The sequence below is a fragment of the Micromonospora sp. NPDC093243 genome, assembly GCF_044753725.1.
GTDB lineage: Bacteria > Actinomycetota > Actinomycetes > Mycobacteriales > Micromonosporaceae > Micromonospora.
Window position 1 is genome coordinate 997987 of record NZ_JBIVNT010000001.1, and the last position, 24926, is coordinate 1022912.

Below are 24926 nucleotides of genomic sequence, written 5' to 3' on the forward strand. Positions count from 1 at the left end.
GAAGGGCGCCGGGAGAACGGGAGTTCAGGCACGCTACGCCTCCAAGATGGATGAGAACCCGCGTAGCGTGCCTCGCCAACCCTGGTGGCCGATATCCGCCGATTGGGCGGTCAGTGAATCCGCTAGCTGACAGAACGTGGCCGAGTCGGATGTCCGTCCCGACCCGGCGACGTCCCGTCACCCGACGGTCAGCGTCGTCAGCGGCTCCCTCCGGTGGGCTGCCGCAGGTAGCTGTCCTGCCCGGCGCGGGCGAAGCCGGCCAACGCGGACGCGTCGTGGTTCATCGTCATGTTGCAGTTGCCCGTGGTGGTGGTCATGCCGGCGGAGTTGAAGTAGATCGCCGCCTTGATCTTCGGGTGCGCCTTCAACGCGGCCGGGAACTCCTCGAACCAGCGCTGCTTCGCCGCCGGGTCGGCGGAGTTGAAGTTGGTGCCGAACTCGGCGAGCATCCGCGGCTTGCCGGCCCCGATGCCGTGCTCGTCCAGCCACCGGTAGAAGCCGCCGACCGTGGTGCTCGGGCTCTTCCACACCGTGCTGCCGTTGCAGACGTGGAAGTTGTACGGGTCGTAGGCCACCCAGTCGACATAGCGGTCGCCCGGATAGAGGCCCGCGTACCGGTTGTAGTGCCCGGACCAGCCCATCATCGTCCAGACCCAGACCGCGTTCGCCGCCCCGGCCGCCGCGAACCGGTCGTGCACGTGCCGCCAGGCGCGGACGAACTCGGCGTCGCTGCCCTTGGCCGGCTCGTCCTCCGGCTCGTGGTCGAAGCCCATGAAGACCGGCACGCCGGTGTCGCGGATCCGACCGGCCACCGCGTCGATGGTCGCGTCGTGCCGGCCACTGTAGATGTCGGCCCAGGTCAGCACCTTGCCGCTGGAGAAGATCCGGGACTCCCAGGCGAAGAAGAGCAGCCGGCCCTCGCGCATCTGCTGCCGCTCGTAGACGTCCGGGAACGCGCCGTTGCTGCCGGTGTTGGAGAAGTCGTGGTAGCGGTGCACGATGTCGAACCGCCGTCCGACCTGCGCCTCCACCTCGCTGACGGCCCCGCCGTGATCCCACCCGTCCGCCGCGCTGGTGGGCGAGTACATGCCCCACCAGGCGCCGCAGGAGGGCACCAGCTTCGCCGACACCTCGCCGCACCGGCCGGAGCCCACCGACGGGCTGGGCGTCGCGCTCGGCGTCGGCCGCGCCGGACTGGTCGTCGGCGACGGCCGCGGCGGGGCGCTGGGCGACCCGCTCGGCGACGGCGGCGCCGCCGCCGGGCTGGTCACCACCGCCGACGGCCGGGTCCCGATGTCGTACGTGATGAGCAGCCGGGGCCGCAGCTCCGGATCGCGGTTCTCGGTGGCGGCCCAGTAGACCCTGGTCTCCAGGCCGGTCTGCGCCAACGACACCGTCCAGGTGCCGTTCCCGGTCACCAGCTTGGAGACGTCCCACTCGTTGAAGCCCGGCCGGACAGCGGTGACCGTGGCCAGCGCCGGGCCCGGGACCGCCGGGGCCGGCCGGGCCGCCCGGGCGTCGACCGGGGACGCGTGCGCGGTCACCGTGGCGGCGGCCGTGCGCCAGGCATGCACCCGCAGGGTGGCCCGGACGTTGACCGCGGTGGCCGGCACGGTGCTCACCGCGAACTGGATGACCGCGTCCCGACTGCCGCGCGGGTTGCCGTCGCAGCGGGCCGGGCAGGTGGCCAGGGTCGTCTTGGCCGAGTTGTCGCCGTCCTGCGTCACCACCGTCGCGGTGGTGTCGGCCGCCGCCCGGATCGAGAGGTCGTCGCTGGCCAGCAGCGGCATCATGGTCGCCACGATGCCGGCCACCACCGACGTGCCGAGCACGCTGAGGAGCACGGCCTTACGCCGGGCGCCGTGGTGTCGGATGAGGCGGTGCAGTCCTGGCCTGCTCACCGGAAACTCCCTGTGTCTACTGCGTTGACGGAGAGCAGCGTATCGACGGCCACCGCATGTTGGCAGGAAGTCAGGGGTACCTAAGCGCGTCTTAATCCTGGCCTAAGGCGTGCCACAGTGGGCGGTCGGCGGGCGGGCCGGGTCAGCGCCGGCGGGCGGCGGCGAGCGCGGCGGCCATCGCCTCGCGCGGGGCGCGCACGCCGGTGAACTGCTCGAACTGGCCGACCGCCTGGGCCAGCAGGAGATCGAGCCCGGAGACGATCCGGCAGCCGGCCGCCTCCGCCGCGGCGGCCAGCGGGGTCGGCCACGGGTCGTAGAGCGCGTCGAAGAGCACGGTCTCCGGCCGCCAGCCGACCGTGCCGGCGAGCGGGTCGGCGACCCCCTTCGGCACCGTCGAGACCACCACGTCGGCGCGGCACAGCTCGGCGGCGTCGACCCACGGCGCGCCGGTCATCGGCAGGCCGAGTGCCCGCGCCACCGGGCGCAGCTCGTCGACCGCCGTCGGCCGCCGCGCCACCACGGTCACCGCGCGGGCCTCGAGCCGCGCCGCCGCGGCCAGCGCCGCGCGGGCGGTGCCGCCCGCGCCCAGCACCGTCACCGTGACGCCGGGACGCACGCCGGCGGTGGTGAGCACGTCGACCATGCCGGCGACGTCGGTGTTGTCCGCGTACCAGGAGCCGTCCGGGCGACGTACCAGCGTGTTGGCCGCACCGACCGCGGTCGCGACCGGCGAGGCGGCGTCGGCCACCGCGAGCGCCGCCTCCTTGCCGGGCATGGTCACCGACAGCCCGGCCCACTCCGGGCCCAGGCCGGCGACCAGCCCCGGCAGCTCCGACTCCGCGCACTCGATCCGGGTGTACGACCACCCGGTCAAGCCGGCCGCCGCGTAGCCGGCCTTGTGGATCACCGGGGAGAGGGAGTGCGCGATCGGCTTGCCGAGCACCGCCGCCCGCCGTCGCTGCGCCATCAGATGATCCCGGCCTCCCGGGCCTTGTTCTCGTTCTGCTGGTGCTGCTCGTAGGTGTCGGCGAAGGCCGAGTGCCCCTGCTTGTCGATCGCCACGAAGAAGAGCCACTTGCCGGGCGGCGGGGCCATCGCGCCCTCCATGGCCTGCTTGCCCGGGTTGTTGATCGGGGTCGGCACCAGACCGCGCAGCTTGCGGTTGTACGGGTTCTTCGGGTTGTCCAGGTCGGCCGCGGTCATGTCCTTCGACGACTTGGTCTGCTGACCGGTCGCCTCCAGGTAGTAGTTGACCGTGACGTCCATCTCCAGGCAGCCGCACGGGAACTCGCCGTAGACCCGGTTGTAGGCGACCCGGGCGACCTTGCCCAGATCGTCCTTGTTGCCCGCCTCGGCCTGGGCCAGCGAGGCGACGACCAGCGCCTCGTACGGGGTGATCCCGCCGCGCTCCTTCTGCACCCGGTCGGCGAACTGGATCGAGCCGGTGACCGAGAGGAAGTTGTCGACCATCAGCTTGAGGACGCTCTCCGCGGTCGCCTTCGGCGGGATCTCGTAGGTGTCCGGGTAGAGGAAGCCCTCGATCGACGGCTTGACCTTCTTGCCGTCGCTGCGCTTGAACCACCAGTCCGGCACGCCGAGCCCGATCGGGTCCTTCGCCGCGGTCTCGAACTCCTTCACCGGGATCTTCGTGTGCTCGGAGAGCAGCTTGTAGACGTTCTTGGCGGTGCGGCCCTCCGGGATGGTGACCCCGTTCACGATCTTGTTCTTGAGGTCGAGCATCGCGGTGACGGCGCTCTCGCCGCTCATCTGCTTGCGCAGCTTGTAGAGACCCGGCTGGATGTTCTTGCTGCGGGAGTTCGCCTCGGCGGCCTCGATGAACGCCTTGGTGCTCTTGATCACCCCGGCGTCGTAGAGCGCGACGGCCATGTCGGCGATCAGCGCGCCCTGCTTGATCTCGACGCTGACCTCGCCGGTGCCGGCGCCGTCGTAGTCGGGGGTGACGAAGTAGTTCTGGATCCGGTCGAAGCCGTAGAAGGCTCCGCCGCCGATGCCGCCGAGCAGGACCAGGGCGAGCAGCAGGGCCAGCACGGTCTTGCCACGTCCACCGGACTTCCCGTTGCGTTTGCGGACGAAGCCGCGCCGGTGTCGGCCCTTCTCCCCCCGCTCCGCCTCATCGAAGCCCAGGTCCAGATCGTCGATCATTACGTCCGCCTCCGCTGCGCGTCCAGCCAGCTTTGCAAGATCTCCACCGCGGCCGCCTGGTCGACAACCGCGCGTTGACGTTTCCCCCGGACCCCACGCTCGGCAAGCCTACGAGAAGCCACGACCGTGGACATCCTCTCGTCGGTGAGCGTTACCGGCACGGGCGCTATTACATCGGCCAGTCGGTCAGCGTACGCCTTCACATGGACGGCTGCGGGACCGTGCTTGCCGGCGAGGTTGACCGGAAGGCCGAGGACGACCTCGACCGCCTCGTGCTCGGTGACCAGGGCGGACAGCTCGGCGAGGTCGGTGGGCACCGCGTCGGGCGCCGCGGTGAGGTCCCGGGCGAGGGTGACCAGAGGGGTGGCCAGCACCCCGTGCGGGTCCGACCGGGCGACGCCCACCCGGACCTGCCCCACGTCCACGCCGAGGCGCACCCCGCGCGACAGCCCGGTCACCGGTCGTCACCGGCCGGATATGACGAACCAGGGCGGACCGAAGCGGTCCGCCCTGGCTGGCTGAGGTGGGCCATCACGCCTCGGCGATCGCCTTCTCTACGGTGAGCAGCAGGTTCGGCGCCTCCGCGGCGGGCAGACCACCGCCCTGGGCGAGATCCGGACTGCCACCACCTCGCCCGGAGAAAGCCGCCTTGACCAGATCCGACGCGGCCAACCCCCGGCCCCGGGCCGCCTGGTTCACCGCGACCACCAGCGACGCCTTGCCGTTGTTGCGGGCCGCCACCGCGACCACCGCCGGCCGGGCCGGGTCGATCTTGCCGCGGATCTCCTGGGCGAGGGTCCGCACGTCGTTGCCGCCCGCGCCCTCCGGCGCCTCGGTGCCCACGTACGCGACTCCACGCACCTCCTTGGCCTGCGCGGCGAGCGCCGCAGCCCCACCGAGCACCAGCTGCGCGCGGAGCTTCTCCAGCTCCTTCTCCGCGTCGCGGAGCTGGGTGACGGTCTGCTCCACCCGGTCGGCCACCTGCTCGGAGGGCACCCGGTAGAGCTCGGCCAGCCGGGAGACCAGCAGGTGCTCCCGGGCCAGGAAGTTGAACGCGTCCATGCCGACCAGCGCCTCGACCCGGCGTACCCCCGAACCGATCGACGCCTCGGAGAGGATCTTCACCAGGCCGAGCTGGGCCGAGCGGGCCACGTGCGTGCCACCGCACAGCTCCCGGGCGTAGTCACCGACCTCGACGACGCGGACCTCCTCGCCGTACTTCTCGCCGAACAGCGCCATCGCGCCGATCCGCCGCGCCTCGTCCAGCGAGGTGATGAAGGCGTGCACCTCCAGGTCGGCCAGGAGCACCTCGTTGACCTGCTGCTCGACGTCGCGCAGCACGCTCGGCGAGACCCCCGTCGGGGTGTTGAAGTCGAAGCGCAGCCGGCCCGGCGCGTTCAGCGAACCCGCCTGGGTGGCCGACTCACCGAGGAAGTTGCGCATGGTCTGGTGCACCAGGTGCGTCGCGGTGTGCGAGCGGGAAATGGCCCGCCGGCGGGTGGTGTCGATCTCGGCGAAGCCGGTCTCGCCCGGGCGCACCTCACCCCGGACCACCCGGGCTCGGTGCACGATCAGGCCGGGCACCGGCTGCTGCACGTCGAGCACCTCGAGTTGACCGGCGCCGACGGTGATCATGCCCTGGTCGGGCTGCTGGCCGCCGCCCTCGGCGTAGAACGGGGTGACGTCGAGCACCAGCTCGACCGTGTCCCCCTCGACCGCCCCGCCCAGCGGGCCGGACTTGCCGAGCAGCGCCCGCACCCGCGACTCCCGGGACACCTCCGAGTAGCCGGTGAACCGCACCGGGCCGCTCTCGTCCAGCACCGCCCGGTATGCCGACAGGTCGGTGTGCCCGGTCTTGCGGGCCTGCGCGTCCGCCTTCGCCCGGGACCGCTGATCGGCCATCAGCCGCCGGAAGCCCTCCGCGTCCACCTGCAGGCCCTGCTCGGCCGCGATCTCCAGGGTCAGGTCGATCGGGAAGCCGTACGTGTCGTGCAGCTGGAACGCCTTCTCACCGGAGAGCGCCGCCCCGCCGGCGGTGCGGGTCTCCGCGATCGCGGTGTCCAGGATCGTGGTGCCCGCCCGCAGCGTGGACAGGAACGCGTCCTCCTCCGCGTACGCGTACTCCGCGATCCGGTCGAAGTCGGTCGCCAGCTCCGGGTAGGACGGCGCCATGCAGTCGCGGGCCACCGGCAGCAGCTCCGGCAGCGCCGGCTCCTGCCAGCCCAGCAGCCGCACCGACCGGATCGCCCGGCGCATGATCCGGCGCAGCACGTAGCCGCGCCCCTCGTTGGACGGGGTCACCCCGTCGCCGATCAGCATCAGCGCGGTACGCACGTGGTCGGCGATCACCCGCAGCCGCACGTCGTCCGGGTGCGACTCGCTGGCCACGTGGCCGGAGTGCGCGCCGTACCGCTTGCCGGTGAGCTGGGCCGCCTTGTCCAGGATCGGCCGGACCTCGTCGATCTCGTAGAGGTTGTCGACGCCCTGCAGGATCGAGGCCATCCGTTCCAGGCCCATGCCGGTGTCGATGTTCTTCGCCGGCAGGTCGCCGAGGATCGGGTAGTCGTCCTTGGTGGTGCCCGGGCCCCGCTCGAACTGCATGAAGACCAGGTTCCAGAACTCCATGTAGCGGTCCTCGTCGACCGCCGGGCCGCCCTCACGGCCGTACTCGGGGCCGCGGTCGTAGAACAGCTCGGAGCACGGCCCGCACGGGCCGGGGATGCCCATCGACCAGAAGTTGTCCGCCTTGCCGCGACGCACGATCCGCTCGGCCGGCACCCCCACCGACCGCCAGATCTCGTACGCCTCGTCGTCGTCCAGGTAGACCGTCGGCCAGATCCGCTCCGGGTCGAGGCCGTAGCCGCCCTGCTCCCGGGACTTGGTGACCAGGTCCCAGGCGAGCGGGATCGCCCCGTCCTTGAAGTAGTCGCCGAAGGAGAAGTTGCCGTTCATCTGGAAGAACGTGCCGTGCCGGCTGGTCTTGCCGACCTCGTCGATGTCCGGGGTCCGGATGCACTTCTGCACACTGACCGCCCGCCGGTACGGCGGGGTCTGCTGCCCCAGGAAGTAGGGCACGAACTGCACCATGCCGGCGTTGACGAACAACAGGTTCGGGTCGCTGATGGCGGGCAGCGGAGCGGACGGCACCACGGCATGGCCGTTCGCCTCGAAGTGCGCGAGGTACCGCCGCTTGATCTCCGCCGTCTTCATCGCTGGTGTTCCTCCGGAAAGATCTCTCGATCGCCGATCCGCGGGTCTTCCCGCAGGTCGGCGAAGTGGTCGTCGAACGCCTCGCCCTGGGCGAACGCGTGGTGGATCTCCTGCTCGCGCTCGGCCATCCCGACCCGGACGTCCTCCACGAAGCTACGCAGCGACTCGACCAGGCCGCCAGCGGATTCGGACATCGTGCTAGCGATGCCGGCCGGGGTGTACGCCTGTGCGGTACGGGTCGCCTTGCGGACCACCACCACCCCGACGGCCAGCCCGATGCCCAGCCAGAACAACCGTCTCATGCTCGTCGCACCTCCTGGTCGCCGGCGTCAGTGCTCGACGCGCCGGGCGGCCCGCCGCCGCTGCTGCTTGATGGTGTCGCGCACCTCACGCTCGGTCTCGGCGTGCCGACGGGCCGAGGCGGCCTTGCGGACGCCGTAGCCGAAGGCCGCGACCTTGACCAACGGGTTCGCCGCGGCGGCCGAGACCACCGCGACCAGGTTGGCGACGTTGGCGGTGACGTTCTGGGCGTGGCCGGTCATGTTGTCGACCTTGGCCAGCTGGAGGTTGACACCGTCGAGCGACGTCTGCACCTGCTCCAGGGTGGTGTTGACGTTCCTCACCGTGGTGTTCACGTCGCCGAGCAGCGGAGCGGTGCGGTCGTTGAGGTCATTGATCATCCGCGTGGTGGCGTCGACGGTGTGTCGCAGCCGCAGGATGGGCAGCGTCAGGATCAACACCAGCATCGCGAACGCGATCGCCGCGATCAGCGCCGCGACCTCTCCAATGTCCACGCCTGTCCTCCTCAAGCAGAGTCCCGGGGACCGGACGTCCCCGGAACGTGCGACCTTGGTACCCACACCGGCGCTCGACGACCCGTGCGGGTCAACGGGAGCAGGCGGGCCTGCCAGCCCCAGACCCTACCGTCCGTGATGGAAACCGGCTCACGACGGTGAGGGTGTCAGCTCACCCAACGGGTCTCCGCTGAGGGTCGGGAACGGATCCTCGCCGGTGAGTGACGGATCAGTGGTCGGCTGTGGTCGGGTCCGCTCGTCGTCGATCGCGTTGCGGACCTTCACCGACACCAACGAGCCGGCGCACGTACCCGCAGCGGCCGACGGGTCGGGAGACGGCACGATGGCCGGCTCCCCGTCCACCGGCGGCGGCACACAGGCGGGCTCGCGCACCCACAGGTCGAGGGTCAGCTCGTCCCGACGCCAGCAGGTGTAGCTGCCCTTCTCCTGTTGCTCCGGACAACGGGCCACCTTCCACGGCTGCCAGCCGTCCTGCCGCAGCGCGCTCTCGTAGACCTGCACGGTCTCGTCCGGCGCGCGCTCCGAGGTGACGGTGCGCTCACGCAGCCGGCAGTCGAGCAGGCACCACCGGCTGCCGCTGACCTCGTCGACCGTCTGCGCCGCCGCCCAGCCCGGCACCTTCAGCTCGTCGAGGCTGTCGAAGACCGGGTCACGGCTGAGCGTCCGGATGCCGAAGTAGACCGGCACCGCACCGAGCAGCACCAGGGTGACCACCGCCAGCACGGCCATCCGCAGCCGGCGACGCTCGCGCATCTGCCGGCGCAGGTCCGAGCGGGCGCCGCGCAGGCCGCCGGCCGCGGCGGATTCGTCGTCCGGGGCGTCCGGTCCGGCCGCGCTGCGCAGCGGCGATCCGCTCACCGGCTCCGGCGCGGGGCCGGGGCCGTCCAGCGCGGGGCCGGGGGGCGGCACCACCGCGGCGGCCCGGGCGACCGCCGGCGGCTCTGCCGGGCGGCCGACGACCGGCACCGGCGGTACGCCGGAGGGCTCGGGACGGCCCGCCTCCCGCTGCGGCGGCAGGGCGCGGCCGGCGGCCCGGTCCTCGGCGGCCGGCCGGCCGGGGGCGGTGGCACGGGCCGCGGCGGGTACGGCCGCGCTACCCGGCCGGGGTCCGCCGCCGGGCCGGCCGCGATCGTCGGCGCCGGCCGCTGTCGGGGGCCGGCCGGGACCGTCGGGACCGGACCGTCCGCCGGGATCCGGACCGGGGTGCGGCGGACCGTCGGGCCCGGGACGGGCCGCCCCGCGAACCGGACCGTCCACGCCGGGGCGGACGGCGGCCCGGGCGGCGACATCCGCGCCGGGGCGAGCCGCGCCACGGGCAGGCACGTCGGGACCGGGCCGGGCCGCGCCACGGGCGGGTGCGTCGGGGCCGGGCCGGGCCGCGCCGCGAACCGGGCCGGTCGCGGCGTCCGGGCCGGGACCGATCGGCGATTCGGCGCCCGGGCCGGGGCGGGCCGCGCCCCGGGCCGGCGTGGCGGGACCGGTGGGCTCGGCCGGCGTGTTCCGGTCGGCGCCCCGCCCCCGGTCCGGACCGGAGCGGTAGGGGTCGTCGGCGGGGCGAGGCGGACCTGCGGCGGCCCGCCGGCCGGTCGGGTCGCCGGGCCCCGGGTCCACGGGCACGCCGCGCCCGGTGGTCGGCTCGGCGGTCGGTGGCACCGGCGCGGAGGCGCGCCGCGTGCCGGTCGGGTCCTGGCCGGGTGGCACGGCGGAGCGGCGGCCGGTCGGCCGGTCGCTCGGCGCGGCCTGACCCGGCGGGACCGGGCCGGGTGCCGGCCGCCGCCCGGTGGAGCGGTCCGGGGCCGGCGGGGTCGTCGGCGCGGACGGCGTCGACCCGCTGCGGTTGATCACCGGAAGCTTCGGATCGGTGTGTGGCAGTCGGCCCGCCTGACGCAGCCAGTCCGCCGGGCGTTCGGGGCGACCGCCCCGGGTCGGACCGGCATCGCCCGCGCCGGTCCGCCGACCGGAGGCGGTCTCGGCCTCCTCCGCCTCCACCCGCCGACGGCCCGCGGTGGCATCGGCGTCGTCCGCCGCCCGTCGACGGCCCGCGGCGGTCTCGGCACCGTCCGCCGCATGCCGACGGCCGGCGGCGGTGTCGGCCTCGTCGGGCGCATGCCGACGGCCCGAGGCGGTGTCGGCCTCGTCCGGGACGGCCCGCCGACGGCCCGCTGGACTCTCCGTCTCCCCCGCCACCGGGCGCCGGCGACGTCCGCTGGCGGTGGCCGAGCCGGCCGTCGGCTCCTCGGCGGAGGTGCCGGGAACGGGCGGAGCGTTGCCCGAGCGGGGCACCGGGGACTCCTCGGGTTCCGGTGCCCGCCGGCGACCGGAACCGGATGCGGGGGCCCGGTCGGTGACCGGCCCGGTCGTGGTCGGAGCCCCGGGGTCCGGGGCGAGCGCACCGACCGGGCCGCGGCGGCGCCGGTCCGGGCGCGGGTCGCGCTCGGCACCGGGGTCGGGCCGCAGACCGCCGGGCACCGCCGGCGGCTGACCGAGCGGCGGCTGACCGACCGGCGGAAGGTTTCGCGGGTTCGTCGGCGCTCCGGCCGGGCCGCCGGAGACCGGCCGGGGACCGGGCGGGCGTACCGGGCCGTCAACACCCGGGCGTGGCGGCGCACCCGCCGGATCGCCGGGGGTGGGCCGGGGGCCCTGCGGACCGGCTACGGGTCGGGCACCGGGTGGCCCGGCGGGAGCCTCGGGGTTCGGGCGGGCCTGCGGGCCTCTCGAGGCGCCGGCGGCTGGCCGGGGCCCCGGCGGGCCGCCCGGGTTCGGATGCGCTCCGGGAGCCGGTACCGACGCCGCGCCGCGGCGGACGGGCTGGTGCGGGGCGGCCGGGCCGGGCGTCGGCCCGGCGCCGGGCGGCGCCGGTGGCCGCTGCTCCGGGCGGGCCGGACCGGGCGGCTCCGGCGCGCCGGGCCACGGCCCGTCGACCGGACGCGGCCGGGCGGCGCCACTCTCCGGTCCGCCCCGGCGCACCGGGGGCGCGCCGGGGGGTGGCCCGTCCGGGCCGGGTGGTACCGGAACGCCGCCACGGACGCTCGGCCCGCCGGCCTCCGGCGCACCCGGCCCCAGCTCGACCTGTTGCTGCTTGGCCGAGCGCAGGTCGTCGATCCAGCCGAACTCCTCGCCGCTGACCGGCTCCTCCGGTTCGGCCTCGGCTCGGCCCCGCCCCCAGCGGCGGCCCTTGGCACGGGGATCGCGCCGCTCGTCCGGGCCGTCCTCCGGTCGCTCCCCACGGGATTTCACTGCTGACCCTCTCCGGCGGCGTCGCTGCCGCCCTGCTCCGCCACCTCGGCGCCATCCGGGCCCGTCGGTCGACCGCCGTTGCCCGCCGGGACCGAAGCCGGCGCCTCGGGCCCGGCCGCCGGGACCACGGGTCGCGTCGCCGCCGAGTCCGACGCCGCCGGCCGGCTCACCGGGGTGGGCAGCCCGCGGACGATCCGGCGCAGCAGCGGCAGCCGGGTGGCCACCGACCGCTCCGAGCCGTGCTGGCTGGGCCGGTAGTAGTCGGTGCCGACCAGGTCGTCCGGCACGTACTGCTGGGTGAGCACGCCGCGCTGGTCGTCGTGCGGATAGCGGTAACCGGCACCGTGGCCGAGCCCGCGGGCGCCGGCGTAGTGCGCGTCGCGCAGCCCTCGGGGCACCGGACCGCCCCGCCCGGCCCGCACGTCGGCGATGGCCGCGCCGATCGCGGTGGTGGCCGAGTTGGACTTCGGTGCGGTGGCCAGGTGGATCACCGCCTGGGCGAGGTTGAGCTGGACCTCCGGAAGCCCTACGTATTCCACCGCGTGCGCGGCGGCGGTGGCCACACTCAACGCGCTCGGGTCGGCCATCCCGACGTCCTCGCTCGCGAAGATCACCAGCCGGCGGGCGATGAACCGGGCGTCCTCCCCGGCGACCAGCATCCGAGCCAACCAGTGCAGCGCCGCGTCCACGTCCGAGCCGCGCATGCTCTTGATGAAGGCGCTGATCACGTCGTAGTGCGCGTCGCCGTCCCGGTCGTAGCGGACGGCGGCCACGTCCACCGCCTGCTCGGCGGTGCTCAGGTCGATCACGCCGGCGCCGAGCGCGGCGGCGGAGGCGGCGGCGGCCTCCAGGGCGGTCAGGGCCTTGCGTACGTCGCCGGCGGCGAGCCGGACGAGGTGGTCCTCGGCCGCCGGTTCCAGGGTCAGCGTTCCGCCGAGACCCCGATCGTCGGCGACCGCCCGGCGCAGCAGGCCACGCACCGCCTCGTCGTCCAGCGGCTGGAGGGTCAGCAGCACGCACCGAGAGAGCAGCGGCGAGATCACCGAGAAGTACGGGTTCTCGGTGGTGGCCGCGAGCAGCGTGACCGTACGGTCCTCGACCGCGGCGAGCAGCGAGTCCTGCTGGGTCTTGCTGAACCGGTGCACCTCGTCGATGAAGAGCACGGTCTGCGGGCCGCCGCTGCGGCGCTGCCGACGGGCCGTCTCGATCACCGCCCGGACGTCCTTGACCCCGGCGGAGAGCGCCGACATGGCGACGAACCGGCGGTCGGTGGCCCCGGCGACCAGGTGCGCGATGGTGGTCTTGCCGCTACCCGGCGGGCCCCAGAGGATCACCGACATCGGCGCGCCGCCGTTGACCAGCTGGCGCAGCGGCGCCCCGGGGGCGAGCAGGTGGTCCTGCCCGATCAGCTCGTCGAGGCTCGCCGGACGCATCCGTACCGGCAGGGGCGAATCCGGCCCGACCGTGCTGAACCCGCCGACGCCAGCGGAACCCGCGGGGGCGCTGGGCGCTCCGGCGGGTTCACCGAGGGAGAAGAGGGCGTCGGACTCCATCACGGGAACAGTACCGGGCCGGGTCCGCAACGCCGGAATCGCGCCGCGGCCCGACCTCGGTGATCGGTTCCGGTCAGCCCCGACCCGGACGCCGGCCCCGGTACCAGCGGCCGCCGCCGCCACCCGGGCCGCGGCCGACACCGGCCAGGTAGAGCGAGAGCAGCAGCAGGCCGATGAGTACGAGGGTGTTCCAGTTGAACAGGTCCGGCGCGCCGAAGTTGGTGTCCATCAGGTCGAGCAGCAGGGCGAAACCGAATACGATCGCCGCGAGAATGGCGAGCATGGCGTTCCTCCGGTGGGGGTTCCCAGTAGGTCGGCGCGAGATGTACCCAATCGGTCCGCTCGCCAATCTCCACCGTGGACCGGCCGCTCCGGGCGGGCGCCCTGGGGGACGCGCCGGGTCGGGGCTTCTAGGCTGATCACATGATCGTCTCGGACCAGGCCCTGCACGGCCGGGCCGCCGTCCTGGCCGCCGCCGGCCACCACCCGTTCGTCCGGCACCAACTCGGGCGGGATGTCGAGCCGCGTGGCTACCGACGCGACGGCGCGGTCGTGTGGTTGCTGCCGGCGGGGCAGGGTGTCGGCGCCTGCGGGTTCGGCGCCGCCGTCCCCGCAGCGGAGATCTGCGGGGCGCTGACCGCCGAGGGGACGCTCCGCCCCGGCCAGGGGGTGCACCTGCCGCGGCTCGGCCCGGACGACCTGGCGGGCCGGCTGACCGTGGGCCGGCACGACGACTGGGACTTCCTCTGGACCAGCACAGCGCCGCCCGCACAGCCGGGCGAGGAGCGGGTGGTCCGACTCACCGAGGCCGACCACCCGGCGCTCGCCGCGCTGGTCGACGAGGCCTTCCCGACCAGCACCTCACGCCCGGGCGACCCCCGGGTCGTCGACTGGTACGGCATCCGCGACGGCGACCGGCTGGTCGCCTGCGGGGCGGATCGCAGCCGGGGCGACATCGGCTTCCTGGCCGGGCTCACCGTCGCCCCGGCCGTTCGCGGGCAGGGGCTGGGCGCGGCGCTCACCGCCACGATGACGCGGGCCCTGCTGACCCGGTACGACCAGGCGGCGCTGGGCGTCTATCCGGTCAACGTCGGTGCGATCCGCCTCTACCGGCGGCTCGGCTTCATCCACACCCTCGGCCTCAGCTCGGTCCGGCTCGGTTGAGGTCCGTGCCTGGCGCACCGCCTCCTGCGTTCCCCAGCCGACCGACGCGGCGAGCGTGATACCGGAGAGTCATCAAAATGCCTCTGCGGTATCACGCTCGCTGAGGTCCGGCGCCGCCACCGGGGTGGGGATCAACCGTCCACAGGGTCGGCCCCGCAGGATCGACTGTCCCCGGAAACGCTCGGTGCGCACGCCTTCCCGAGTGGCGGCTCAGCCGCCCCTCGCGGCGGGTGCGTCGGCCGTCGCGGCGCCCGGGGCACCCGCCGGCTCGGCGACGCCGGTCGGGACCGGAGTCGGCGATGTCGGGCCGGGCGACACCGGCCCTGAGCCGCGACCGGCCCGCCAGGCGGGCAGGTAGAGCGGCGCGGCGAGGGCCAGCACCACGGCGCCGACCAGCATCGCGGCGGTGACGCTGACCGTGTCGGCGAGCGCGGTGAGCGCCACCGCGCCGATCGCGAAGCCGGGTTGGCCCATCATCGAGTTGAGCGAGATGACGCTGGTCCGGTAGGGGCCGTCGACCTGTCGGTGCAGCAGGCCCTGGTGCAGCGGGTTGGCCGCCCCGTGCACGGTGTAGCAGGCGAGGTACGCGAGCAGTACACCGACCGGGCCGGCGAGCAGCCCCATCCCGACCACCGTGCCGCCCTGGAGAAGGAGCATCAGCGCGGCGCCCGGGGCGGCCCCGAGCCAGCGCAGCAGCAGCGGGGTGAGCGCGGCGCCGGCCGCCCCGGCCAGCCAGGCCGCCGAGTTCGCCGGCCCGAGCAGCGCCGCCGCGCGGTCCGGATCTCCGACCACCTCGGAGAGCCGCACCGGCAGCAGCGACTCGAAGGTGACCATCCCGAAGCCCCAGAACAGCTCGACGGAGACCAGCGCCAGGAGCACTCGGGAGCGGCGCAGCAGCCCGACGGCCTGACCGATCATCCGGGGCGCCTCGGCGAGCGACGCCCGCAGCGCCCCGGCGCCCCGGGCCGGGCGGACCTCCCGCAGCAGCACCAGCAGGGCGACCAGGGCCACCAGCTGGAACGCGGCGGCGACCAGCACCGGGACGGTGAGCGCGCTGACCGGCCCGATCGGGCCGAGCGCGACCAGACCGCCGCTGAGCAGCGCGCCGGCGGCGATGGCGACGCCGATCACCGTGCCCGCGTAGCCGAGACCCGGCTCGTACTTCGCCTCGGGATCGGCGGCCAGGGTGGCGTCGACGTACCAGGACTCCAGGGGGCCGCTGTCCAGCGCCCGGAAGACGCCCTGCAACGCCCAGACCAGGGCGAAGAGCGCGAACGAGTCGGCCACCGCGAAGATCAGCAGAGAGACCAGGCCGAGTGTCCAGGCCACCAGGAGCACCGGCCGCCGGCCGAGGGCGTCGGCGAGCCCGCCGGTGGGCAGCTCCAGCGCCAGCACGACCAGGCCCTGGGCGACGGTGACCAGCCCGATCTGGGACAGCGACAGGCCGCGCTGCTGCATCAGCAGGATCATCACCGGGATGATCAGGCCGGAGGGCAGCCAGCGCAGACCATGCAGCACCAGGAAACGGCGGCGGACCTGGCGTACGGAGAGCGCGCTCATCGTTCCTCCTCCACCCGGGGGAAGGCGGCCAGGAAGACGTGCACGGACCGGGCGTCCGGCTCGTCGGGCGTGGCCTCGTCGCGGTAGCGCATCAGCAGCTGCCACAGCTCGTCGTTGAGCGCGCGGAGCCGGGCCGGCCCGAGTTCGAGCACCATGTCACCCATGCCGGCCGCGTCGCGCCACTCGCGGGACCAGCCGGGCGCGACGGCCATCCACCGTTCGGCCTGCTCGGCGAGGAGCCGCACCTGGTCGGCCTGGATCCACTGCACCGCCGCTCGGGCGTCCGGGTCGTCGTCGAAGTCCGTCGGCTCGAAGTTGCTGATGTCGTGCGCCGCCTGCCACCACCGCTGGCGGCCGGCGCCGCGGTCGAGGTCCTCGGTCACCAGCCCCACCTCGGCGAGCTGCCGCAGGTGGTAGCTGGTCGCCCCGGTGTTGGTGTGCAGCTTCTCGGCCAGCGCGGTGGCCGTTGCCGGCCCGTCGAGGCGCAGCGTGCCGAGCAGCCGCATCCGGAGCGGATGGGCCAGCGTGCGGACCTGCCGGGCGTCCAGCTGGACGCTGCGGGGGGCGGGTGGCCCGCCCGGATGTTCGTCATCCATGCATGCACAATAGCTGTGCACACTTCCTATGCACAATAGTTGTGCATAGGAAGTGTGCGTGACCGTCGGGGATGCTTCCGAGGGCGCTCAGCCGGCGAGGAGTTCGCGGACCCCGCGCAGCCTGGTCCGCAGCAGTCCGGCGGCGCGGGAGCAGTCGAGGCGCACCTCGACGGGGCCGGTCGCCCCAGCCTCCGCGCTGGTAGTGGTCTTCAGGCCGGCCGGGTCGAGCCCCTCGCGGCGGGCCACCAGCCGGCCCAGTTCGGCGCGGCTCACCGCGTCCGGGCCGGCCACGTTCAGCGGGCCGGAGTGGTCGCCCTCGACCAGCTCCAGCACGGCGGCGGCCAGGTCGGTGACGTCGACCGGGCAGCGGATCGCGTCGGTGAAGAGAGCCGCCCGGCCGGCGAGCGCATCCCGGCAGAGCTCGATCTGCTTGCTCCCCTCCCCCAGGATCAGCGAGGTGCGCACCAGCGCCGCGCCGGGGTCGATCGCCCGCACCGCGGTCTCCGCCGCCGCCTTCGCCGCGCCGTACGGGTAGACCGGGCGGGGCGGCTCGTCGTCGGCGTACGGCTCGGGGCGGCCGGCGTGCAGCGCGTCGCTGGAGAGGTGCACCAACCGCGCCTCCACCTCGGCGGCGGCGACCGCGACGTGCGCCGCCCCGTCGGCGGTCACCGTCCAGTCGCCGTACCGGTAGGGCGTGCTCACGACGGCGTCCGGCCGCACCTCGGCGACCAGAGCGCGCACCGCGGCGCGGTCGGTCACGTCGAGCCGCCGCGCCCGCACTCCCGACAGCCCGACGGCGCCCGAGTGGTACGTCCCCACCACCGGCCACCCGGCGGCCACCGCCTGCCGGCACACCTCACCGCCCAGGAACCCGCTGGCCCCCACCACGAGCAGCCTCATCCCGCCCCGCCCCCGCTCTTCCCACAAAGGATCAAGAGGTCCGCGTCATGTCGACAGCGAATCATGACGCGGACCTCTTGATCAACAGGGGCAGGCCCCCGGGTGGGTCAGGTGGGGTCGGCTACCGGGGCGGCGGGGCCGGCGGTGCCGGTGTGCGGGGTGGCAGGGGGCTTGGGCTTGGCGTCGATGCCGGCCTCGGCGCGCTGCTGGCCGGTGATCGGCGTCGGCGCGCCCGTCAGCGGGTCGAAGCCGCCCCGGGTCTTCGGGAAGGCGATCACCTCGCGGATCGAGTCCGCGCCGGCGAGCAGCATGCAGACCCGGTCCCAGCCGAAGGCGATGCCGCCGTGCGGCGGCGCGCCGTACTTGAACGCCTCGAGCAGGAAGCCGAACTTGTCCTGGGCCTCCTCCGGCGTGATGCCGAGCAGGTCGAAGACCCGCTTCTGCACGTCACCGCGGTGGATACGGATCGAGCCGCCGCCGATCTCGTTGCCGTTGCAGACGATGTCGTACGCGTAGGCGAGGGCCCGGTCCGGCGCCTCCTCGAACCGGTCCACCCACTCGGCGTTCGGGGAGGTGAACGGGTGGTGCACCGCGGTCCACCCACCCTCGTCGGTGCGCTCGAACATCGGGGCGTCGACCACCCAGCAGAACGCCCAGGCGCTCTCGTCGACCAGCCCGGCCCGCTTGGCGATCTCGATCCGGGCAGCGCCGAGCAGCTCCTGCGCCTCGCGGGTGTTCGCGCCGGCGGCGAAGAAGATCGCGTCGCCGGGCTTGGCGCCGACCGCGTCGGCCAGCCCGGCCAGGTGCGCCTCGGAGAGGTTCTTCGCCACCGGGCCGCGCGCCTCGCCGGTCTCCGCGTCGAGCACCACGTACGCCAGACCGCGCGCGCCGCGCGCCTTTGCCCAGTCCTGCCAGCCGTCCAGCTCCTTGCGGGTCTGCGACGCGCCGCCGGGCATCACCACCGCGCCGACGTAGCCGCCGGCGTCGATCGCGCCGGCGAAGACCCGGAACTCAGTGCCGCGCAGGTAGTCGGTCAGCTCGGTCAGCTCGACGCCGTAGCGCAGGTCCGGCTTGTCGGAGCCGTACCGGGCCATCGCGTCGTGCCAGGTGATCCGCGGGATCGGCCGGGAGATCTCGTGCCCGGCCAGCTCCTTCCAGAGCGCCGAGACGATCGCCTCGCCGAGGTCGATCACGTCGTCCTCGGTGACGAAGGACATCTCGATGTCGAGCTGGGTGAACTCCGGCTGCCGGTCGGCGCGGAAGTCCTCGTCGCGGTAGCAGCGGGCGATCTGGTAGTAGCGCTCCATCCCGCCGACCATCAGCAGCTGCTTGAACAGCTGCGGGGACTGCGGCAGGGCGTACCAGCTGCCGGGCTGGAGCCGGACCGGCACCAGGAAGTCGCGGGCGCCCTCCGGGGTGGACCGGGTCAGCGTCGGGGTCTCGATCTCCAGGAAGTCCCGCTCGTGCAGCACGCCGCGAGCCAGCTGGTTGGCCCGCGAGCGCAACCGCATCGCGCTCGCCGGCCCGCTGCGTCGCAGGTCGAGGTAGCGGTACCGGAGCCGGATGTCGTCGCCGGCCTCGATCTGGTCGTCGACCGGCAGCGGCAGCGGCGCCGCCTCGGAGAGCACCTCCAGCTCCGCGACGGTCACCTCGACCTCGCCGGTGGGCAGCTCCGGGTTCTCGTTGCCCTCCGGGCGGCGGGTCACCTCACCGATGACCTTCACGCAGAACTCGTTGCGCAGCGCGTGCGCGTCCTCCTCGCGGAAGACCACCTGGACCACGCCGGAGCCGTCGCGCAGGTCGACGAAGATGACACCGCCGTGGTCGCGGCGGCGGGCCACCCAGCCGGCGAGCGTCACCGTCGAGCCGGCGTCCGCGGCGCGCAGGCTTCCGGCATTGTGGGTACGGATCACGGCTGGCAACTCCTCATCGTGGAACAGTCCTCACCGGCATTCTGTCAGGGGCGGCAGTCCTCGTTCCGGGGCACCCGGCACGCCAGGGCAATTCGTCGCCGGGCGGTCGGCGCGCCAGGGAAATTCGTCGTTGGGCGGTCGGCGCGAACCCGGCTCGGCGCGACGCCGCGCCGGTTAACGTGGCCGAATGCGCGTCGTACCCAACTGGGCCGTCGCCACGGCGGCGGCGGCACCCGTGCTGCTGGTGACCGGCTGGACGGTCGCGGGCGCCCGCCAGCCCGCCGGCTACGACCCGATCCGGGACACCATCAGCGAGTTGGCCGGGCACGACGCCACCGACGCCTGGATCATGATCGGCTGTCTGGTGCTGTTCGGCGGCTGCTACGTGGCGATCGCCGCCGTGTTGCACGCGGCCGGGCTGCCCAGCCGCTTCCTGCTCGCCGTCGGTGGGGTGGCCACCATCGCGCTGATCGCCTTCCCCCGGCCGACGGTCGGCGGCTCCCTCGGCCACGGAATCGTGGCCACCGTGGCCGTCCTCGCGATGGCGCTCTGGCCGGCCGGTTCGGCGCTGCGGCTGCCGCCCGGCCCGGACGCCGGGCACCCGGCCCGGCCGGAGCCGCCGTGGGCGTTCCGGCGGGCGGTGGGGCTCAGCGTCACCGCGCTGCTGCTGAGCCTCTTCGGCTGGTTCGCGTTCGAGGTGACCGGCGGGTCCCGCACCGGGCTGGCCGAGCGGGTGCTGGCGGTGGCCGTCGCGCTCTGGCCGCTGCTGGCAGTCCTCTCCGCCCGGCGGGCGCAGCTCGCCTGGGCCGCCGCGGCCGTCGATGACACCACGGCCGCCGGTCCCACCACTCCCGCCGGTCTCACCACGGTCGCCGGGCCCGCCACGGCCGCCGACGCCACCCCGCCCGTCGACTCGGGTCGGCGGGTGACCCGGGTCGTGCCGCACGATTCCCGTCGGCCGGCCCGTGAGCCAGCCCCGCCGCGGCCTGACCCGCTTCCGTGAGTCGGCCCCGCTTCCGTGAGTCGGCTGTCCGCGCGGTACCCCGCCGACAAGGCGGCGACCCGCGCAACGCACCCCCCAACCACCGACTCAGCCCCGCCGCCACCGCCCGGACGCACGACGCGGGCCGCCGGAAGAATCCGGCGGCCCGCTCAGCTGGTCTGGGTCAGAAGACGCTGACGCCGTAGCGGCTCAGCGCCTCGGTGACCGGCTGGAAGTAGGTCGTGCCGCCGGTGCGGCAGTTGCCACTGCCGCCGGAGGTCAGGCCCAGGGCGGTGCCGCCGCTGAACAGCGAGCCGCCGCTGTCGCCCGGCTCGGCGCAGACGTTGGTCCGGATCAGGCCGGAGACCGAACCCTCGGCGTAGTTCACCGTGGCGTTGGTCGCGTTCACCGAGCCGCTGCGCAGGCCGGTGGTGCTGCCGGAGCGCTGCACCGACTGGCCGACGGAGGCGTTGCCGGCGCCGGTGATGTCCCGGTAGCTGCCGTTGTAGAGGTAGACGTTGCCGGCCGCGTTGGCGGAGTTGCTGTGCCGGACGATGCCGTAGTCGTTGCCCGGGAAGCTGGTGCCGGTCCGGGTGCCGATCAGCGCGGTCTGGGCCGAGTTCGAGTACCAGCTCGACGAGATGTTGGTGCAGTGCCCGGCGGTCAGGAAGTAGTAGGTGCTGCCGCTGCGCACGTTGAAGCCGAGCGAGCAGCGTCCGCCGCCACCGGCGTAGATGGCCTGGCCACCGGAGATCCGGGTGCTCAGCACGCCGGCCTCGGCCTCGATCCGGACGGCGCCGTTGGCCCGCGCGGCGGCGGCCTTCACCCGCTCCAGCTTCGCCCCGGTGACGGTGCTGTCCACGGAGACGACGACCTGGTTGGTGACCGGGTCGCTCCACCAGGCGGTGCCCGGGATCTTGGCGGAGCGCTCCAGGTCCGCGGTGGCCCGGTTGAGCTCGGCGGCACCGCGGGTGACGTACTTGACGGTGGCGCCGGCCTTGCTCGCCTGGCGGGCGGCCGCCGCGTCGGTCACGGTGACGACCGACTTGCCGTTGGCGTCGATGTACGAGCCGGCGGAGCGGTCGCCGAGCTGCGCGGCGAGGGCGGCGGCGGTGTCGGGCGAGGCGGCGGGGGCCGCCTGGGCAGGCGCGCCGATGAGCGAGCCGACGACCAGGGCTCCGGCCACGGTGAGGGTGGCGGCGTGGCGGATCGATGACCTCGTGGGTCGCATGTAACAAACCTCCAGGGAGGGAGCGACGGCCCACACCAGGGGCTGGCGGGGGCACAGGACAATCCGGCCGAACTGGGGGAATCGGCCGCGACTCACTGAAGTATTCACATGCTTAAGATCATCGGCAAGACCTAACTTTGTCCTTTTCGCCCCGTCAACGGTGGTCATCGACCGGAAACATTGTGGACACAGATGGCTGTCTATACCATCTGCTCACCGCACCTCCCCCTCGGCACCCGCGACCCGGAGGCCACCATGTCCCTCATTCGGCGCCTACTCGTCCCGTTCGCCGCCCTCACCGCGCTCGCCCTGCTCCCCGCCGCCCCTGCCGCCGCCGATCCCGGGCCACCGCCGAGCGCGATGGCCAGCCTCGGCGACTCGATCACCCGTGGCTTCAACGCCTGCGGCTGGTACGTCGACTGCACGTCCCGGTCCTTCAGCACCGGTGACAACTCCGCCGTCAACAGCCACTACCTGCGCATCCGCGCGGTCAACCCGGCCATCGGCGGGCGCAACCACAACGACGCCCGGTCGGGGGCCAAGTCCGCCGACATGTACGGGCAGGCCGGCACCGCGGTCGGCCAGGGCGTCGGCTACGTGACCATGCTGATCGGCGCCAACGACGCCTGCACCAGCTCGGAGTCGAGCATGACCCCGGTCAGCACCTACCGGGCCAACATCGACGCCGCGTTGAACCGGCTCAAGACCGGGCTGCCCACCGCCCGGGTGCAGCTGATCAGCATCCCCGACATCCGCCGGCTCTGGTCGGTCGGCAAGGACAGCGGCAGCGCCCGCAGCGCGTGGTCGCTCTTCGGCATCTGCCAGTCGATGCTGGCCAACCCGACCTCCACCGCCCCGGCCGACACCGACCGGCGCAACCGCGTACGCCAGCGGGTCATCGACTACAACACCCAGCTCGCGCAGGCCTGCGCCGCGTACGGCCCGAACTGCGACTTCGACGACAACGCGGTGTTCGGCTACCCGTTCACGCTGAGCCAGCTCTCCGGCTGGGACTACTTCCACCCGAACGCCACCGGCCAGCAGGTGCTGGCGAACGTCTCGTACGCCGCCGGCTTCCGCTGGTGACCACCGACCGGCGGGTGGGCGACCGTCCCCGCCCGCCCGCCGGCGCGGCCGGTCACCTCGGTCAGCCGATTCGGCGACGGGCGCCCGGGCCCGGTCGCGGCACCACGTCGCGCGGTGACTCCACCGGGTGGCCGCTGTCGCAGCGCAGCCCGACCCGGATCTCGGCGCCGCAGTCGCGGTGCTCGACGGCCAGCGGCGAGCCCTCCGGATCGGCCAGGTAGCGGTCACCCCAGCCGAGCACGGCGACCAGCACCGGCCACAGGTCGAGCCCCTTGTCGGTCAACCGGTACTCGTGGCGCACCCGGCTGCCCGGCTCCCGGTACGGCTCGCGGCGCAGCACGCCCTGCTCGACCAGGGTGGCCAGCCGGTTGGTGAGCACCTGGCGTGGGATGCCGGTGCGGATCCGCATGTCGTCGAAGCGACGGATGCCGTTGAAGACCTCCCGGAGCACCACCAGGGTCCACCGCTCGCCGAGAATCGCCATCGCCCGGGCGATGGTGCAGTTCTCCACCGACCAGTCCAGCGCAGGGGGCCTCATGGCGACCAGGCTAGGTCTCGTTGACAGACTCAGCAACCGACTGACACCCTGAGTCCATGACGCAGACGCAGGACGCCACGCGCAGTCGCACCTTCTCCTGGTCCGACCCCGCGGAGAACGCCGCCGCGCTCGGCCGGCGCGGCGGCCTGGAGATGCTCCAGGCGATGCTCGCCGGCGAACTGCCCCCGCCGCCGGTGATGCAGCTGCTCGACATGTCCCGGATGACGGCCGACGAGGGACGCGTCACGGTGGAGATGGTGCCGCAGGAGTTCCACTACAACCCGCTCGGCACCGTCCACGGCGGAATCCTCTCCACCCTGCTGGACACCGCCGCCGGCTGCGCCGTGCACAGCACGCTGCCGGCCGGCGTCGGCTACACCTCGCTGGACCTGAACGTGAAGTTTCTCCGCCCGGCCACCGTCGACTCCGGCACGCTGCGCTGCGAGGGCACCGTGCTGCAACGCGGCCGCCGCACCGCCCTGGCCGAGGCCCGCCTCACCGACGCCCGCGGTCGCCTGGTCGCCCACGCCACCAGCACCTGCCTGATCCTCCCGCTAACCCCGGACGCGTAACCCCAACCCCGGCCCCGGCCCCGGCCCCGGCCCCGGCCCCGTGGATCATGCAGTCGTGGTGCCTGGTACATACCGAAAAGCGGGATGTGTCCCCCACCACAACTGCATGATCGACGCGAGTCGCGAGAGAGTCAGGAGAGTCGGGAGAGGGGTCGGGTCGGGTCAGCTCACCAGGGGCTTCAGGTCCGCCTGTGGCGCGGTCCAGGTGTCGGCGGTGGCCGGCCCCTGCTCGCCGGAACGGATGTCCTTGACCTCGTCGGCGGCGCCGTCCACGCCGGGGAACCAGACGTAGGGGATGCCCCGCCGCTCGGCGTAGCGGATCTGCTTGCCGAACTTCGCCGCGCTCGGCGACACCTCGGTCGGGACCCCGCGCCGGCGCAGCACGTCGGCCACCCGGTTGCTCACCGGACGCTGCTCCTCGCTAATCACCGCGACCAGGACGCAGGTCGGCACCTCCCGGGAGACCGACAGCCCGCCGGTGCCGAAGAGCAGGCCGAGCAGCCGGGTGACGCCGATCGAGATGCCGACCCCGGGGAACCGGACGGAACCCGAGCTGGCCAGGTTGTCGTACCGGCCACCGGAGCAGATCGAGCCGTACCGTTCGTAGCCGCGCAGCTGGGTCTCGTAGACCGTGCCGGTGTAGTAGTCCAGGCCACGGGCGATCCGCAGGTCGGCGACGCAGAGCCCGGGCGAGTGCGCGGTCGCGGTCTCCATCACCCGGACCAGCTCCTCGATCCCCTCGTCGAGCAGCGGGTCGGTGACCCCGAGGGCGCGCACCGCGTCGGCGAACGACGCGTCCGGCGCGGAGATCTCGGCCAGCGCCAGGACCGCCTTCGCCTGCGCCTCGCTCGCGCCCGACGTCTGGGCCAGCAGCTCGGCCACCTTCGCCGGGCCGATCTTGTCCAGCTTGTCGACCGCGCGCAGCGCCGCCTCCGGGTCCGTGAGCCCGATGCCCCGGTAGAAGCCCTCGCAGATCTTGCGGTTGTTGACCTGGATGCGCACCGGGGGGATCGGCAGGGAGCGCAGCGCGTCGCCGATCACCAGCGGCATCTCCGCCTCGTGGTGCGCGGCGAGGGTGTCCCGGTCGACGATGTCGATGTCGGCCTGAAGGAACTCGCGGTAGCGCCCCTCCTGCGGCCGCTCCCCGCGCCACACCTTCTGGATCTGGTAGCGCCGGAACGGGAACTGCAGCTTGCCGGCGTTCTCCAGCACGTACCGGGCGAACGGCACGGTCAGGTCGAAGTGCAGCCCGAGCGAGTCGTCGCCGGCCGGCCCGTCGGCGTCGGCCTGCAACCGGCGGATCAGGTAGACCTCCTTGGAGGTCTCCCCCTTGCGCAGCAACTGGTCGAGCGGCTCGACCGCGCGGGTCTCCAGCGGGGCGAAACCGTACAGCTCGAAGGTGTTCCGGATCCGGTCGAGCACGTACTGCTCGATCAACCGCTGCGGCGGTGACCACTCGGGGAAGCCGGAGATGGGCGTGGGCTTGCTCATGATGCTCCGTTCGC

General features: G+C 73.7%; 21 protein-coding genes. 4 read left to right on the forward strand and 17 right to left on the reverse strand.

Annotated features, from left to right (window positions below; all coding sequences use genetic code 11):
* Positions 1-197 precede the first annotated feature (197 nt).
* The 10 genes from ACIP9D_RS04545 to ACIP9D_RS04590 all read right to left on the reverse strand — a co-directional run bounded on the left by ACIP9D_RS04545 (position 198) and on the right by ACIP9D_RS04590 (position 13162).
* Complete coding sequence (locus tag ACIP9D_RS04545) at positions 198-1901, reverse strand: glycoside hydrolase (protein ID WP_350871035.1); 1704 nt, start codon at positions 1899-1901, stop codon at positions 198-200.
* A 142-nt stretch (positions 1902-2043) separates the two neighbouring features.
* Positions 2044-2868, reverse strand: a complete 825-nt coding sequence (locus ACIP9D_RS04550; RefSeq protein WP_350871037.1) for a shikimate dehydrogenase — start codon at positions 2866-2868, stop codon at positions 2044-2046.
* Positions 2868-4064: an endolytic transglycosylase MltG gene (mltG, locus tag ACIP9D_RS04555; RefSeq protein WP_350871040.1), complete on the reverse strand. Its 1197-nt coding sequence runs from the start codon at positions 4062-4064 to the stop codon at positions 2868-2870. Before mltG ends, ACIP9D_RS04550 begins: the two co-directional genes overlap by 1 nt.
* The gene (gene ruvX / locus ACIP9D_RS04560; RefSeq protein ID WP_350871042.1) at positions 4064-4522 is read right to left on the reverse strand and encodes a Holliday junction resolvase RuvX; all 459 of its coding nucleotides are present in this window, start codon (positions 4520-4522) and stop codon (positions 4064-4066) included. Before ruvX ends, mltG begins: the two co-directional genes overlap by 1 nt.
* 73 nt (positions 4523-4595) lie before the next feature.
* The gene (gene alaS, locus ACIP9D_RS04565; RefSeq protein WP_350871043.1) at positions 4596-7274 is read right to left on the reverse strand and encodes an alanine--tRNA ligase; all 2679 of its coding nucleotides are present in this window, start codon (positions 7272-7274) and stop codon (positions 4596-4598) included.
* On the reverse strand, positions 7271-7576 hold the full coding sequence (locus tag ACIP9D_RS04570; RefSeq protein ID WP_350871045.1) for a hypothetical protein: 306 nt from the start codon (positions 7574-7576) through the stop codon (positions 7271-7273). The genes alaS and ACIP9D_RS04570 overlap by 4 nt, the downstream gene beginning before the upstream one ends.
* A gap of 27 nt (positions 7577-7603) precedes the next feature.
* On the reverse strand, positions 7604-8068 hold the full coding sequence (locus tag ACIP9D_RS04575; protein ID WP_350871047.1) for a DUF948 domain-containing protein: 465 nt from the start codon (positions 8066-8068) through the stop codon (positions 7604-7606).
* 150 nt (positions 8069-8218) lie between these two features.
* Positions 8219-8842 carry a hypothetical protein gene (locus tag ACIP9D_RS04580; RefSeq protein ID WP_350871165.1) on the reverse strand — a complete coding sequence of 208 codons (624 nt, stop codon included), beginning with the start codon at positions 8840-8842 and terminating at the stop codon, positions 8219-8221.
* A gap of 2480 nt (positions 8843-11322) precedes the next feature.
* A complete protein-coding gene (locus ACIP9D_RS04585; RefSeq protein ID WP_350871049.1) occupies positions 11323-12879 on the reverse strand; it encodes a replication-associated recombination protein A in 1557 nt (518 codons plus the stop codon).
* Positions 12880-12952: 73 nt separating this feature from the next.
* Positions 12953-13162, reverse strand: coding sequence for a hypothetical protein (locus ACIP9D_RS04590; RefSeq protein WP_155332763.1), 210 nt, complete (start codon positions 13160-13162; stop codon positions 12953-12955).
* Between the two features lie 140 nt (positions 13163-13302).
* On the opposite strand from ACIP9D_RS04590, the gene ACIP9D_RS04595 reads away from it, so the two are divergent.
* A complete protein-coding gene (locus tag ACIP9D_RS04595; RefSeq protein WP_350871051.1) occupies positions 13303-14043 on the forward strand; it encodes a GNAT family N-acetyltransferase in 741 nt (246 codons plus the stop codon).
* 210 nt (positions 14044-14253) lie between these two features.
* Here ACIP9D_RS04595 and ACIP9D_RS04600 read toward each other — a convergent pair whose 3' ends face one another.
* The 4 genes from ACIP9D_RS04600 to aspS all read right to left on the reverse strand — a co-directional run bounded on the left by ACIP9D_RS04600 (position 14254) and on the right by aspS (position 19012).
* A complete protein-coding gene (locus ACIP9D_RS04600; protein WP_350871053.1) occupies positions 14254-15603 on the reverse strand; it encodes an MFS transporter in 1350 nt (449 codons plus the stop codon).
* A complete protein-coding gene (locus ACIP9D_RS04605) occupies positions 15600-16199 on the reverse strand; it encodes a helix-turn-helix domain-containing protein (RefSeq protein WP_350871055.1) in 600 nt (199 codons plus the stop codon). Before ACIP9D_RS04605 ends, ACIP9D_RS04600 begins: the two co-directional genes overlap by 4 nt.
* An 87-nt stretch (positions 16200-16286) precedes the next feature.
* Complete coding sequence (locus ACIP9D_RS04610) at positions 16287-17099, reverse strand: sugar nucleotide-binding protein (protein WP_350871058.1); 813 nt, start codon at positions 17097-17099, stop codon at positions 16287-16289.
* Between the two features lie 107 nt (positions 17100-17206).
* Positions 17207-19012 (reverse strand): aspartate--tRNA ligase, encoded by a 1806-nt coding sequence (aspS, locus tag ACIP9D_RS04615; RefSeq protein ID WP_350871060.1) that lies wholly within the window; start codon positions 19010-19012, stop codon positions 17207-17209.
* Between the two features lie 187 nt (positions 19013-19199).
* Here aspS and ACIP9D_RS04620 point away from each other — a divergent pair, with 187 nt between their 5' ends.
* Positions 19200-20015: a DUF998 domain-containing protein gene (locus tag ACIP9D_RS04620; protein WP_350871062.1), complete on the forward strand. Its 816-nt coding sequence runs from the start codon at positions 19200-19202 to the stop codon at positions 20013-20015.
* A gap of 163 nt (positions 20016-20178) precedes the next feature.
* Here the strand turns inward: ACIP9D_RS04620 and ACIP9D_RS04625 are convergent, their stop codons facing one another.
* A complete protein-coding gene (locus ACIP9D_RS04625) occupies positions 20179-21225 on the reverse strand; it encodes a S1 family peptidase (RefSeq protein ID WP_350871064.1) in 1047 nt (348 codons plus the stop codon).
* Between the two features lie 192 nt (positions 21226-21417).
* Here ACIP9D_RS04625 and ACIP9D_RS04630 point away from each other — a divergent pair, with 192 nt between their 5' ends.
* The gene (locus tag ACIP9D_RS04630; protein WP_350871066.1) at positions 21418-22311 is read left to right on the forward strand and encodes a GDSL-type esterase/lipase family protein; all 894 of its coding nucleotides are present in this window, start codon (positions 21418-21420) and stop codon (positions 22309-22311) included.
* 61 nt (positions 22312-22372) lie between these two features.
* Here ACIP9D_RS04630 and ACIP9D_RS04635 read toward each other — a convergent pair whose 3' ends face one another.
* A complete protein-coding gene (locus tag ACIP9D_RS04635) occupies positions 22373-22849 on the reverse strand; it encodes a helix-turn-helix domain-containing protein (RefSeq protein WP_350871068.1) in 477 nt (158 codons plus the stop codon).
* A gap of 56 nt (positions 22850-22905) precedes the next feature.
* On the opposite strand from ACIP9D_RS04635, the gene ACIP9D_RS04640 reads away from it, so the two are divergent.
* A complete protein-coding gene (locus ACIP9D_RS04640; protein WP_350871070.1) occupies positions 22906-23421 on the forward strand; it encodes a PaaI family thioesterase in 516 nt (171 codons plus the stop codon).
* Between the two features lie 162 nt (positions 23422-23583).
* Here ACIP9D_RS04640 and hisS read toward each other — a convergent pair whose 3' ends face one another.
* Positions 23584-24912, reverse strand: coding sequence for a histidine--tRNA ligase (gene hisS, locus ACIP9D_RS04645; RefSeq protein ID WP_350871072.1), 1329 nt, complete (start codon positions 24910-24912; stop codon positions 23584-23586).
* Positions 24913-24926 lie beyond the last annotated feature (14 nt).